We start from the raw sequence: 12,165 nt of genomic DNA, 5'->3' as shown, positions 1-12,165 counted from the left end.
GGTGCGGTGCCGGTCCCGAGGGGCGGACCTGACGCGGCGCGGGGGCGGACCGCGCACGCTCCCGCTGGGCGGAATTGAGCCAACCTCGTTCCGGCCCGATCCGCCCCTTCCCCCGTCAACTCGGCGTGGGTTAGCGTGAATCACGTTAATTGCTTTAGTCAGGTAAAGAGTTAACGAGCGGGTAATGACGAGGCCCGCCGACGCGGCACAACCGGTGCCGCCGGGCCCAGCCGGCCCGTCAGGAAGTGGCGCAACCCGCACCGTTCGGCACGGCACCGCCGCCGTGTCCCGTTCGTGGAAGGACCAGCCCATGACGACTGCACCGCACACCGCAACCGCACCCCTCACCGTCCCGGCCACCCGGGCATCCGGCTGCCCCTTCGACCCGCCGCCGTCCGTGGAGCACGCCCGCAAGGAGGAGCCGGTCACCCGGGCCACCCTCTGGGACGGCTCCGAGTGCTGGCTGGTCACCCGCTACCAGGACGTACGGGAGGTGCTCGGCGACCCGCGCTTCAGCTCCGACGCCAAGCGCCCCGGATTCCCGTTCCTCACCGCCGGGTTCAAGGAGCTGGCGTCGTCGAACACCTCCAGCTTCATCCGGCAGGACGACCCGGAGCACGCCAGGCTGCGCCGGATGCTCACCGCCGACTTCATGATCAAGAAGGTGGAGGCGATGCGCCCGCAGGTGCAGGGCATCGCCGACGACCTGCTGGACCGGATGACCGAAGGCCGCACATCGGCCGACCTGGTCGCCGAGTTCGCGCTGCCGCTGCCCTCGCTGGTCATCTGCCTGCTGCTCGGCGTCCCGTACGAGGACCACGACTTCTTCCAGGAGCGCAGCCGGGTCCTGCTCAACCTCACCTCCACCGCGGATGACGTACGCGTCTCACAGGACGAACTGCTCGTCTACCTGGAGCAGTTGGCCGAGACCAAGCGGAGCGAGCCGGACGACGGGATCGTCAGCCGGCTGGCCGCCCGCGGCGAACTCAGCAACCGGGACATCGCCGCGATGGGCCGCCTGCTGCTGGTCGCCGGGCACGAGACCACCGCCAACATGACGGCGCTCTCCACCCTCGCCCTGCTGCGCAACCCCCGCCAACTGGCCGCGCTCCGCGAGGATCCGACGCTGATCAAGGGCGCGGTGGAGGAACTCCTTCGCTACCTGACGATCGTGCACAACGGCGTCACCCGGGTCGCCACCGATGACGTCACCATCGCCGGGCACACCATCCGCGCCGGCGAGGGCGTGATCTGCACGATCAACACCGCCAACCGCGACGAGGGCGTCTTCCCCGGCTCCGGCGAACTGGACGTGAGCCGGGACGCCCGCCGCCACGTCGCCTTCGGCTTCGGCGTCCACCAGTGCCTGGGGCAGGGGCTGGCCAGGGCGGAACTCCAGATCGCCATCGAGACGCTGCTGCGCCGCCTGCCGGGGCTGCGGCTCGACATCCCCTTCGACGAGGTGCCGTTCCGCACCGACATGGGCATCTACGGCGTCCACGCCCTGCCCATCGCGTGGTGAGGGCCGCCGCCACCGCGCGGTGACCGCCACCCGCCGTCCCACCCGCCGGCCACCGGCCGGCCGCACCAGAAGGAGAACCATGCACATCACCGTTGACCAGGACAAGTGCTGCGGCGCCGGAAGCTGTGTGCTGGCCGCGCCCGATGTGTTCGACCAGCGCGACGAGGACGGCATCGTCGTCCTCCTCGACGCCAGGCCCGCCGCGGACCTGCACGAGGCGGTACGCGAGGCGGCGGCCGTCTGCCCGGCCGCCGCGATCACCCTGGAACAGGCGCAGGAACGGGTCTGACGCACCCCTGACCGCGCAGGCGGACGGGCCGTGCGGCGGGCCGCGCCGGGGCAGGTACCCCCGGCGCGGCCCGCGGCGCTCCGGGGCGCCCGCCGTCAGCCGCCCGCCACAAGACCGTCGGCCACCAGACCGGCCTGCACCGCCTCGCCCAGCGCCTGCACCGCGCTCTGCGGGCGCACCATCACGGTGAACTCCTCGATCAGCCCCGCCTCGTCGTACTGGAGCAGGTCGATGCCGTGGATCTCCTTGCCGTTCACGGTGGCCCGGAAGATCAGGACCGCCGAGTCGGCCGCGCCCGCCGCGGTGTCGGCCGTGCCCGCCAGCTCGCCGACGTACCGGAAGTCGTCGAAGGTCCGCAGCAGCACGCCGAACACGCCGAGCAGCATCGCCCTGCCCTCGAAGGGGCGGAACTTCACCGGGCTGTAGAAACGCACGTCCGCGGTGAACAGGCCCTCCAGAGAGCTGAGTTCACGCTTCTCCACCGCTTCCCTGAACCGTTCGACAGTCGTCGTCATGGCGTCTCCCTCTCGTGCCGCGGCAGCGCGCAGCCACCCACCGCATAGTCAGAATTATGACTATGGATTCCGGGGTCGATGCTGCCCACAGGACGCTCCCCGGAGCAAGACCCCCGGGCGATTCCTGATACCAAGACCTCAGAGGAGATCCCGGACGGCGGCGCGGCCGGGACGGTTGCGGGGCGCGGCCCCGGCGCGAGAGGCGGAGAGGCGATGGCTCTGCGGCATGCGGTGCTGGCGGCGCTGCTGGACGGCGAGTACAGCGGCTATCAGCTGGCCAAGGCGTTCGACGCCGGGGTCGCCAACTTCTGGTACGCGCTGCCGCAGCAGCTCTACGCCGAGCTGGCGGCTCTGGAGCGGGACGGGCTCGTCACCGGCCGCCAGGTCGTCCAGGAGACCCGGCCGAACAAGCGCCTCTTCACGGTCACCGACGCCGGGGTCGCCGCCCTGGAACACTTCGCGGCTGCCACGTCCAAGCCGTCCTTCATCCGCGACGACCTGCTGGTGAAGGTGCAGGCCGTGGACCGGATCACGGCCGATCCGGTGCTGGCGCAGCTCACCGAGCGCGCCCGGATCGCGGCCGGCAAGGCGGAGGTCTTCGAGAAGCTGCTCGCACGGCTGCGCGGCGGCCTGGACGAGGAGACCTTCCTGGCCGACGGCGCCCGCATCGGCCCGTACCTGACCTGCCTGCGCGGTCTCGCCTTCGAACGCGAGACCCGCGACTGGTGCGAGCGGGCCGCGGGGGTGCTGCGCGGGCGCCGGGCGTGAGGGCGCAGGGCGCGGGAGGCCGGGCGCCGCGCCTCAGCGCTCCGGACCCGTCCCCGGCGCCGCCGCGTCCAGCGTCCACGAAGCCAGCAGCCGCAGCGACTGCGCCGACGGCGAGCCGGGCTCCGCGTGATAGGTGATCAGCTGCTGGTCGGGGTCGGCCGGCAGGGCCAGCGTCTCGTAGGCCAGGGTCAGCCGGCCGACCAGCGGGTGGTTGAGCACCTTGACGCCGAAGCCCTTGTCCTGGACGTCGTGGGCGGCCCACAGGCAGCGGAACTCGGCGCTCTTGACGGACAGTTCACCGATCAGCGAGGCCAGCTCGGGGTCGTCGGGGTTGCGGCCCGCGTCCCGCCGCAGGAAGCCGACGACGTCGGCGGCCTTCGCCTCCCAGTTCTCGTACAGGTCGCCGGCAGCCGGGTCCAGGAAGACGTGCCAGGCCAGGTTGCGCTCCTTGCGCGGCAGCGCGGGGAGGTCGCCGAGCAGCGCGCAGGCGAGCCGGTTCCAGCCGATGATGTCGAGCCGCCGCCCGATGACGTAGGCCGGAACCGCGTCCATCGTGTCGATCAGCTGCTGGAGCGCGGGCCGCACCCGCTGCGGGCGGCCCGCCGGGCGCACCCGCCGGGAGACCGGGCGGGCCAGATGCGCGAGGTGATCGCGCTCCGCGCCGGTCAGCCGCAGCGCGTTGCCGATGGCGTCGAGCACCGCGGACGACACGTTCCGGCCGCGGCCCTGCTCCAGCCGGATGTAGTACGCGACGCTGACCCCGGCCAGCTGCGCCAGCTCCTCCCGCCGCAGCCCCGGCACCCGGCGCCTTCCGTGGTCGGGCAGTCCGACGTCCTGTGGCCGCAGCCGGGCCCGCCGGGAGCGCAGGAACTCGCTCAATTCGGTGCGCTGGTCCATAACCGCAGTATGCGCAGCCCACGGCCCGCCGGGGAAACGTAGCGGTTCGTCGTGGGTGGTCCCGCCAGTGGTAGGAACGCCCGTCATACGTTGAAGGGGGCACTGGCTAGGGCTTTTGTCCGCCTGCATGCTCGGGTGCATGACCCACACCTCTGTCGCCGCGTACGCCGCACCCGCACCGAAGGCACCGCTGGAGCGGACCACGATTCCGCGCCGCGAACTGGGTGCCCACGACATCCTGATCGACATCAAGTACGCCGGAATCTGCCACTCCGACATCCACACCGTGCGCGCCGAATGGGGCGACGGCGGGACCTTCCCGATCGTCCCCGGCCACGAGATCGCCGGTGTGGTCGCCGAGGTCGGCTCCGAGGTCACCCGCTACCGGGCGGGCGACCGGGTCGGCGTCGGCTGCTTCGTCGACTCCTGCCGCGAGTGCGAGAACTGCCTGGCAGGACTGGAGCAGTACTGCACGGGCGAACTGGGCAACGTCGGGACGTACGCCGCCACCGGACGGGACGGCGAGCCCACCTACGGCGGCTACTCCACCCACCTCGTGGTGGACGAGAACTACGCGCTGCGCATCCCCGAGAGCATCCCGCTGGACGCCGCGGCCCCGCTGCTGTGCGCCGGCATCACCCTCTACTCGCCGCTGTCCCACTGGAAGGCGGGCCCCGGCAAGAAGGTCGCCGTCGTCGGTCTCGGCGGCCTCGGCCACATGGGCGTCAAGATCGCGCACGCGATGGGCGCCGAGGTCACCGTGCTGAGCCAGTCGCTGCGCAAGAAGGACGACGGCCTGCGGTTCGGCGCCGACCACTACTACGCGACGTCGGACCCGGCCACCTTCGAGGCGCTGGCCGGCACCTTCGACCTGATCGTCAACACCGTCTCGGCCAACCTGGACCTCAACGCCTACCTCGGCCTGCTGCGCACCGACGGCACCCTGGTCCAGCTCGGCGCCCCGGAGAACCCGCTGCCGATCGCGCCGTTCGCGCTGATCCAGCAGCGCAAGTCGTTCGCGGGCTCGCTGATCGGCGGCATCCGCGAGACCCAGGAGATGCTCGACTTCTGCGGCGAGCACGGCCTCGGCGCGGACATCGAGGTGATCAGCGCCGACCGGATCAACGAGGCGTACGAGCGGGTGCTCGCCAGCGACGTCCGCTACCGCTTCGTCATCGACACCGCGACGATCTGACCCGGCGCGGACCGGACACGACGATCCGACCAGGCCGGGCCCGGACACCACGCTCCGGCCCGGCCCGCTCCGGCGCCGCTCCCCCCGCAGGCGCCCGGAGCACCCACGCCCGGGACGGCCCCACCAGGCCGTCCCGGGCGTCCCCCTTTCCACCTCCCGTCACCTCCCCACCCCAAAGTGGAAATGAAACCCATTCCCATATAACCTCCCGGTGTCCGCCCCACTCCGCCCCGAGGAGGCCCCGAACCCCATGGCCGTACCCAAGCGCAAGCTCTCCCGCAGCAACACACTCCCCCATCGCTGAACGCATGGGGGCACCCCCTCCGCCGCGCCCAGTGGAAGGCCAGCACCCCGCAGCTGGTCCCGGTCACCGTGGACGGCTCCGTGTACCAGGTCCCGCAGCGCCTGGTGAAGGCGTACCGCCTCGGCCTGATCGACCCGAAGGACTGACGGCGACGCGGCACGGCACGGTCCCGGCGGGCCCGCCCCACCGCGGCCGACGCCCCGCCGCATCCCGCAAAAGTTTTTTCGCTCCATCGGCAACCCCGGGTCCTGCCGCACGTCGTCAGAGGTGAGGGCGCCACCAGGCGCCGCCCGTCGACAGTGGAGCAGCACACCGTGAACCTCTCCCGCACTTCGCACGCAGCCGCGCCGTCCCCCTCCCCCGTGACGCGGAGCACCACCACCCGCGCCCGGCTGCGCGGCGCCGCCGGTGCCGGACTGCTCGCCGCGCTCGCGCTGGCCGGTCTGTCCGCGGCCGGCCCGGCGTACGCCGACGACACCGCCCCCGCGCCGCGTTCCGGGCACAGCGCGTCCGCGGAGCCGTCGGCCCGGCCCAGCGAGGCCCAGCCGCAGCCGAGCACCCCCGGGGAGCGGGCCACTGCGGTCCCCGCCCCGGTCCGCTCGCACCCCGGCCGCACCGTGCCCGACAGCCGCCCCAGCGCTCAGCCCGCCACCCCCGGCGACCGCACCCGCCCCGCGCCCGCCCCCGCGCCCGTCGGCGGCAGCAGGGGCGACGCCGACAAGAAGGAACTCGCGCACACCGGTGCGTCCGACGGCACCACCCTCGCGCTGGGCGGCGGCGCCGCCGCACTGCTCGCCATCGGCGGCGGCACCGTCTACGCCGCCCGCCGCAAGCGCGCCTGACCCCCACCGCCCCTTTCTGGGAACCGATGGAATACGCACTCCCCCAGCCCGCCCCGGCACGGTTCGCCCTGCCGGGGCCGCGGCCTGCCCTGTGGCAGTGGCTGCGCCGCACCGTCCGCCCGTCCGCGACCCGCGACGGCGGCCGGCCCGGGTACGCGTCCCGCCACCCGTCCCCCAACGCCGCCGCCGTACCCCGGCCGCCGGACCCGCACAGTGCGCCGACGACGGCCCCGCCCCCGGAGCAGCGGCCGACGATCGGCGAGCTGTACCACGCGCACCGGCTGGCCATGGTCCGTCTCGCCGTGCTGCTGGTCGACGACCGCGCCACCGCCGAGGACGTCGTCCAGGACGCGTTCGCCGCGCTCTGCAAACGCCACGGCGAGCGGCTCGCCGACGTCGACAACGCGCTCGCCTACCTGCGGACCGCCGTCGTCAACGCCGCCCGCTCGGTGCTCAGACGCCGCCGCAGCGCACGCAACTACACCCCGCCGCACGAGGCCGACGCGCCGTCGGCCGAGGAGCGGATCGTGCTCGACGAGGAGCACCGCGAGGTCATCGCCGCGCTGAACCAGCTGACCGCACGCCGCCGTGAGGTCCTCGTCCTGCGCTACTGGGGCGACCTGACCGAGGCGCAGATCGCGACGACCCTCGGCATCAGCCGCGGCTCGGTGAAGTCCCTCGCCAGCCGGGCCCTGGACGCACTGGAGAAGATCTTGGAAGAGCGGTCATGACCACCGAAGGCCACGACCCCGGCGCCGAAAGGCCCGTGGAGACCCGGCTGCGGCACGCCCTCGCGGCGCGGGCCGACACCATCGGCCCGCGCGACCTGCGCCCGGCCCGGCCGCCGGTGGCACAGCAACGGCGCGGCCTGCGCTCCGCCGTGGGCCACTGGACGCGCCGGTTCGCCCTGCCGCTCGCCGCCGCCGCGACCGCCGCTGCGGTCGCCTGCGGCTACGCCGCCCTGACCCCCGACGGGCCGCCCGCCCGCCCGTCCCCGGCCTCCTCGCCGACCCCCGTACCGGACTCCCCGACCCCGTCGCCGACCCCGTCCGTCTCCACCCCGTCCGCCAATCCCGCGGCCCCCACCCCCTCCCGCACCCCGGACCCCCGCAGGCTCCACCGCCCCTCCGCCACCCCTACGGACACCCCCGGCCGGGCCGCCCGGGAGGCGGGCAAGCCACCGAGCAGCGCCCCCACCTCGTCACCGCCCGCAACCCCCACCGCCCGCGCCGACGCCCCGCCCCCGGGTGCCACCGCCCGCCCGTCCTCCTGAGCCGCCCTCCGACCTGCGTTAGCCGCGTGTTAGCCGATCAGCAGCAGCTGCGCGCAAGATCGTCGTACCGCGGGCCACCCGCCGCCGGTCATCGGCCGTCGATCACCGGCCACCGCACGCCGTACGCCCAGGGGAGCCCCCATGCCGTTCGCCACCGCCGCCGGGCGCCGGATCGCAGCCGCCGCACTGCTCACCGCGACCGCGCTGTCGCTCACCGCCTGCCGCGGCGGCTCGGGCACCGCCACCGCCGCCGCACCCGCGACCCCCTTCGCCGCGTACGGCGACACCACGTCCACCGGCACCCCGGTCGCCTGCACACCCGAGATGCTCACCTTCCGGGCCGGCCCCGCGGGAGGCGGCAAGCGGCCGGACGGCCCGCTGCTGCTGACCGTCACCAACTACGCCGACAAGGAATGCTCCTTCGCCGCCCAGCCGTACCCGCTGCTGCGCCTCACCGAAAGGCAGCGGACCGCCGTCCCCGCCATCGAGGCCAGCAGACCACCGGCCCCCGTCTCCCTCGCCCCGCACCAGAGCGCCTACGCCACGGTCCGCGCGCACCACACCTCGACGGGCCGCCCGCCCGGCCGGCACCACACGCGGATATCCCAGTTCGGCGTCGCGCTGGCCGTGGGCGCCGCACCGGCCCAGGTCGGCCTGGACAGCCGCGGCCCGGTACGCGTCGAGCCGGACGCCGCCCGGGTCACGTACTGGCAGGCGCACCGCGCGGACGCCCTACGGTGGTGAACACCCCGCACCGCACCCGCCGTCCACAGCCTGTGCACAACTTCTGACCGCCCCGGAACGAGGCTCCGCGCCCCACCCTCGCTCCTGATGTGCGGCACACCGCTGCATCGATCCGGATTTACGGCCGATTGTCGCCTTCATACTCCCGTCGCATGGCTGCGCCCGCAGCCGCTCGCCCGGTAGGCTTTCCGTGTGATCTTCAAGCGCATCGGAAATGGGCGGCCGTACCCGGACCACGGCCGGGAGAGCACCCGTCAGTGGGCGGATGTCGCCCCGCGCCCGGTACGCCTCGACCAGTTGGTGACCACCAAGCAGCAGCTCGACCTCGAAACGCTGCTCGCCGAGGACTCGACGTTCTACGGCGACCTCTTCGCCCACGTCGTCAAGTGGCAGGGCGACCTCTACCTCGAAGACGGCCTGCACCGCGCCGTGCGCGCCGCCCTCCAGCAGCGCCAGGTGCTGCACGCCCGGGTGCTCGAACTGGGCTGAGCCACCGCGCCCGGCCCGGCGTGTCAGGCGTCGGCACCGGCCCCAGCTCCCCCTTGCCGCGATTGGCCCTTTCGGGTTGCCTCACACGCCACGCATTGATCATTTAGTAGGCATGCGCACGGGCCCGCACTACGCTGCGCCCATGAGCATGCTGACGCCCCCTGGCATGGGCGGTAAGAAGTACCGCATCACGGGCGACAGGTATCCGCGGATGCGTCGTCCCCGACACCGCCGCCGGATCGCCCTCACCGTCGTCGCGGCGGTCTGCGTCCTGGGCCTGGCCGGCTGGGGCACCCTGCAGCTCATCGACGTGTTCGGCGGCACCGCGGGCAAGGCCCAGGCCGCCGAGAGCAAGGAGAAATGCGGGGACGGACGGCCCGACGAGGGCAGAAAACCGGCCAGGCCCGCGGCCGGCCCCCCGCTGCCCGAGCCCGCCACCATGACCGTCAACGTCCTCAACGCCACCCAGCGCTCCGGCCTGGCCAAGCGCACCGCCGACGCGCTGAAGAAGCGCGGCTTCATGATCGGCAAGGTCGGCAACGCACCCGCGGCCTACGACAAGAAGGTCACCACCAGCGGCCTGCTGCTCGGCCCGAAGGCGGCGGCCGACGGCCAGCTGAAGGTGCTCGGCACCCAGCTCACCGGCGCCAGGCAGCAGACCGACGACCGCAAGGACACCGCCGTCGACCTGATCATCGGCGACGCCTTCAAGGACCTGACCACGGCGAAGGACGCCGAGAAGTCCCTGGCGCGGCTCAAGCACCCCGCCCCGCCGCCGCCCGCCCCCGAGAAGTGCTGACGCACCCCCTCCGCACGGCATGCCCTCCGCACGGCATGACCCGGGCCCCCCGCCGCAGCACGGCGAGGGGCCCGAGTGGTGTCAGGGGACGAGTTCCGGGAGGTCAGCCCGCCGTGCCGTACATCCGGTCACCCGCGTCACCGAGCCCCGGCACGATGTACCGGTCGGCGTTGAGGTGGTCGTCGACCGCCGCGGTGACCACCGTCACCGGCGTGCCGGCCAGGTCGCGCTCCATGACCTCGACACCTTCCGGCGCGGCCAGCAGGCAGATCGCCGTGACGTCGTCGGCACCGCGCTTGATCAGCTCGCGGATCGCGGCGACCAGCGTGCCGCCGGTGGCCAGCATCGGGTCGACGACGTACACCTGACGGCCCGAGAGGTCGTCGGGCATCCGGGTGGCGTAGGTCTGCGCCTCGTACGTCTCTTCGTTGCGCACCATGCCCATGAAGCCGACCTCGGCGGTGGGCAGCAGCCTGACCATGCCGTCCAGCATGCCGAGACCGGCCCGCAGGATCGGGACGACCAGCGGCCTGGGGTACGAAAGCCGCACGCCGGTGGTCGTCGTCACCGGGGTCTCGATGTCGACCTGCTCGGTACGCACATCACGGGTGGCCTCGTACGCGAGCAGGGTGACCAGCTCGTCGGCGAGCCGCCGGAAAGTGGGGGAATCGGTGCGCTTGTCGCGCAGTGTGGTGAGTTTGTGCGCCACCAGCGGGTGGTCGACGACGTGGATCCGCATGACATCGACACTAACCGAGCCGGCGGGCCCCGGCGCCCGCCCGGTACCCCGCCAAGGCGTTCGCCGGCCCCGCAACCCCCTGGGCATCAAACCGCCGCATCGGGGGAAAGTGGGCACGTACCCCGGTGCGCCGACTCGGCCCCGGGCGAGGACCTCACCCCGAGGTGGTGTGTGCCGCGTGGCCGACTCCCAGCCTTCCGACGACACGCCGGACGCCGCGTCCGGCGCCCGCGAGGACGGGAGCGACGCGGCACGCCGGCGGCGACGGGCCCAATTCCTCCGCGAGTTGCACGAGGCGAAGGAGCTGCGGGCCCGCGTACAGCCACGCCGCGCACGGGCCGCCCGGATGCGGCAGGCCGTGCGGATGCGTACGTTCCGCTGGTAGCCGCCGCGGCCCGCGCCACCGGCACGGCGAGGCGCCACGCGCGGGCCCGCACGCCTCTCGCCCGTGCCCGGAAAGCACCCAACTCCCCCGCCCGCGCTCCGGCACGTGAGCGACATCTCTCACAACCGCCGCACGACGCAGCGCCGAAGACCCCGCGCGGACGCGTTGTTTCTGCCACGATTCCGACGGGGGCGGGACCAGTGGCGCATCCGCGTCGCCCCGCCCGGCCCGGCACGTTATGACAGTGGGAGAGTCACGGTGTACTTCGCCGCACTGCTCGCGCGCACCGAAGACGGGTGGGAAGCGAGCGATACGGAGCTCGACGAAGTGGAAACGCTGACCGACCTGGCCGATCTGGCCCGGGAGGCGGCGGTCGACGACGACACGGTGGTCGCGTTCATCGAACAGGAGGACGCGTGGTTCGGCGTCGTCCGCGTGGACGGCGAGGAAGACCCCCGCGTCTTCGTCTCGCACGCAGCCGCCGCCGCCAAAAGCTCGTACGGCGCCATGCTGACCGAGGAACTGCTCGGCCGCGAGGACGACGACACGTCCGACCTCGACAGCCTCGACCTGGACGGTACGGAGGACGGCGAACCCGAAACGGATCCGAACGACGACAACGAGACGACGGCGGAGTCCACGAGCCACGCGCCGCCACCCGGCCCGCTGGGGGACGTCGAACTCCTCAGCGACCTGGGCGTCGGCCCGAAAGAGCTGCTCATGCTCGAAAGCGACGCCCTGTCCCAGATCGCCGACGCCCTCGGCTGCACGGACGTCCTGGAGGCCGTGCGCTGAGCCCCGCGGGCCCGCACCCGCACCGCGCCGGGCCCGCGCTCCCGGTCACGTCCCCGACACTGGGGACATGACCGTCCCCCCATCCGCCCCCTCCCCCTCCCCGGCGCCCGACCCGCTGCGCGATCCCTGGATCGCACCGATGCGGCAGGCGCTGGCGGAGGCCACGCACGCTCCCGCGACCGGCGACGTCCCGGTGGGCGCCCTCGTCCTGTCCGCCGACGGCACCGTCATCGGCACCGGCCACAACACCCGCGAGGCCACCGGCGACCCGACGGCACACGCCGAGGTACTCGCCCTCCGCGCCGCCGCCCGCACCCTGCGCGACACCGGGGACGCCCGCCGCCCCGGCGACTGGCGCCTGACCGGCTGCACCCTCGTCGTCACCCTCGAACCCTGCACGATGTGCGCGGGCGCGATCGTGCTCTCCCGCGTCGACCGCGTCGTCTACGGCGCCTACGACGCGAAGGCCGGCGCCGTCGGATCCCTCTGGGACGTGGTCCGCGACCGCCGCATCAACCACCGCCCCGAGGTCATCACCGGCGTACTCGAAACCGACTGCGCAGCCCTCCTGACCACCTTCTTCCGCGACCGCTGACCCCGCCAGCCCAC

Annotated in this window: 16 protein-coding genes and 1 pseudogene; 14 read left to right on the top strand and 3 right to left on the bottom strand. The window is 73.3% G+C overall.

Annotated features, from left to right (window positions below; all coding sequences use genetic code 11):
* Nucleotides 1-310: 310 nt before the first annotated feature.
* Both ACIBK8_RS32620 and ACIBK8_RS32615 read left to right on the top strand, forming a co-directional pair.
* Complete coding sequence (locus ACIBK8_RS32620) at nucleotides 311-1,522, top strand: cytochrome P450 (protein WP_399045953.1); 1,212 nt, start codon at nucleotides 311-313, stop codon at nucleotides 1,520-1,522.
* Nucleotides 1,523-1,601: 79 nt separating this feature from the next.
* Nucleotides 1,602-1,811, top strand: a complete 210-nt coding sequence (locus ACIBK8_RS32615; RefSeq protein WP_393689430.1) for a ferredoxin — start codon at nucleotides 1,602-1,604, stop codon at nucleotides 1,809-1,811.
* Nucleotides 1,812-1,906: 95 nt separating this feature from the next.
* On the opposite strand, the gene ACIBK8_RS32610 is transcribed toward ACIBK8_RS32615, so the two are convergent.
* Complete coding sequence (locus ACIBK8_RS32610) at nucleotides 1,907-2,326, bottom strand: nuclear transport factor 2 family protein (RefSeq protein WP_399045952.1); 420 nt, start codon at nucleotides 2,324-2,326, stop codon at nucleotides 1,907-1,909.
* Between the two features lie 213 nt (nucleotides 2,327-2,539).
* Here ACIBK8_RS32610 and ACIBK8_RS32605 point away from each other — a divergent pair, with 213 nt between their 5' ends.
* Nucleotides 2,540-3,094, top strand: coding sequence for a PadR family transcriptional regulator (locus ACIBK8_RS32605; protein WP_399045950.1), 555 nt, complete (start codon nucleotides 2,540-2,542; stop codon nucleotides 3,092-3,094).
* Between the two features lie 33 nt (nucleotides 3,095-3,127).
* Here ACIBK8_RS32605 and ACIBK8_RS32600 read toward each other — a convergent pair whose 3' ends face one another.
* Entirely contained in the window at nucleotides 3,128-3,991 is an 864-nt protein-coding gene (locus ACIBK8_RS32600; protein WP_399045948.1) for a helix-turn-helix transcriptional regulator, read from the bottom strand.
* Between the two features lie 139 nt (nucleotides 3,992-4,130).
* Between ACIBK8_RS32600 and ACIBK8_RS32595 the strand changes: the two genes are divergently transcribed.
* The 8 genes and pseudogenes from ACIBK8_RS32595 (at nucleotide 4,131) to ACIBK8_RS32560 (ending at nucleotide 9,637) form a co-directional block, all read left to right on the top strand.
* Nucleotides 4,131-5,186 (top strand): NAD(P)-dependent alcohol dehydrogenase, encoded by a 1,056-nt coding sequence (locus tag ACIBK8_RS32595; RefSeq protein ID WP_399045946.1) that lies wholly within the window; start codon nucleotides 4,131-4,133, stop codon nucleotides 5,184-5,186.
* A 250-nt stretch (nucleotides 5,187-5,436) separates the two neighbouring features.
* A pseudogene (locus ACIBK8_RS32590) lies at nucleotides 5,437-5,636 on the top strand (bL32 family ribosomal protein).
* A 216-nt stretch (nucleotides 5,637-5,852) separates the two neighbouring features.
* The gene (locus ACIBK8_RS32585; protein ID WP_399045944.1) at nucleotides 5,853-6,332 is read left to right on the top strand and encodes an LPXTG cell wall anchor domain-containing protein; all 480 of its coding nucleotides are present in this window, start codon (nucleotides 5,853-5,855) and stop codon (nucleotides 6,330-6,332) included.
* A gap of 26 nt (nucleotides 6,333-6,358) precedes the next feature.
* Nucleotides 6,359-7,063, top strand: a complete 705-nt coding sequence (locus ACIBK8_RS32580; RefSeq protein ID WP_399045942.1) for an RNA polymerase sigma factor — start codon at nucleotides 6,359-6,361, stop codon at nucleotides 7,061-7,063.
* Complete coding sequence (locus ACIBK8_RS32575; RefSeq protein WP_399045940.1) at nucleotides 7,060-7,605, top strand: hypothetical protein; 546 nt, start codon at nucleotides 7,060-7,062, stop codon at nucleotides 7,603-7,605. Before ACIBK8_RS32580 ends, ACIBK8_RS32575 begins: the two co-directional genes overlap by 4 nt.
* Nucleotides 7,606-7,746: 141 nt before the next feature.
* Nucleotides 7,747-8,349 carry a DUF4232 domain-containing protein gene (locus ACIBK8_RS32570; RefSeq protein ID WP_399045938.1) on the top strand — a complete coding sequence of 201 codons (603 nt, stop codon included), beginning with the start codon at nucleotides 7,747-7,749 and terminating at the stop codon, nucleotides 8,347-8,349.
* Nucleotides 8,350-8,541: 192 nt separating this feature from the next.
* Entirely contained in the window at nucleotides 8,542-8,838 is a 297-nt protein-coding gene (locus ACIBK8_RS32565) for a type II toxin-antitoxin system VapB family antitoxin (protein ID WP_003986294.1), read from the top strand.
* A 142-nt stretch (nucleotides 8,839-8,980) separates the two neighbouring features.
* Entirely contained in the window at nucleotides 8,981-9,637 is a 657-nt protein-coding gene (locus tag ACIBK8_RS32560; RefSeq protein WP_399045936.1) for a LytR C-terminal domain-containing protein, read from the top strand.
* Between the two features lie 103 nt (nucleotides 9,638-9,740).
* Here ACIBK8_RS32560 and upp read toward each other — a convergent pair whose 3' ends face one another.
* Nucleotides 9,741-10,376: a uracil phosphoribosyltransferase gene (gene upp, locus ACIBK8_RS32555; protein ID WP_393689449.1), complete on the bottom strand. Its 636-nt coding sequence runs from the start codon at nucleotides 10,374-10,376 to the stop codon at nucleotides 9,741-9,743.
* Between the two features lie 178 nt (nucleotides 10,377-10,554).
* Here upp and ACIBK8_RS32550 point away from each other — a divergent pair, with 178 nt between their 5' ends.
* From ACIBK8_RS32550 to tadA, 3 genes are all read left to right on the top strand, one after another.
* Entirely contained in the window at nucleotides 10,555-10,761 is a 207-nt protein-coding gene (locus ACIBK8_RS32550; protein ID WP_399045934.1) for a hypothetical protein, read from the top strand.
* A 258-nt stretch (nucleotides 10,762-11,019) separates the two neighbouring features.
* Nucleotides 11,020-11,556, top strand: a complete 537-nt coding sequence (locus ACIBK8_RS32545) for a hypothetical protein (protein WP_399045932.1) — start codon at nucleotides 11,020-11,022, stop codon at nucleotides 11,554-11,556.
* Nucleotides 11,557-11,623: 67 nt separating this feature from the next.
* Nucleotides 11,624-12,151, top strand: coding sequence for a tRNA adenosine(34) deaminase TadA (gene tadA / locus ACIBK8_RS32540; RefSeq protein WP_399045930.1), 528 nt, complete (start codon nucleotides 11,624-11,626; stop codon nucleotides 12,149-12,151).
* Nucleotides 12,152-12,165: the final 14 nt, after the last annotated feature.

Source organism: Streptomyces sp. NPDC050161 (assembly GCF_044460025.1).
Lineage (GTDB): Bacteria > Actinomycetota > Actinomycetes > Streptomycetales > Streptomycetaceae > Streptomyces.
Note: the sequence above shows the minus strand (reverse complement) of the source record. Positions and strands in the feature narration are given on the sequence as shown.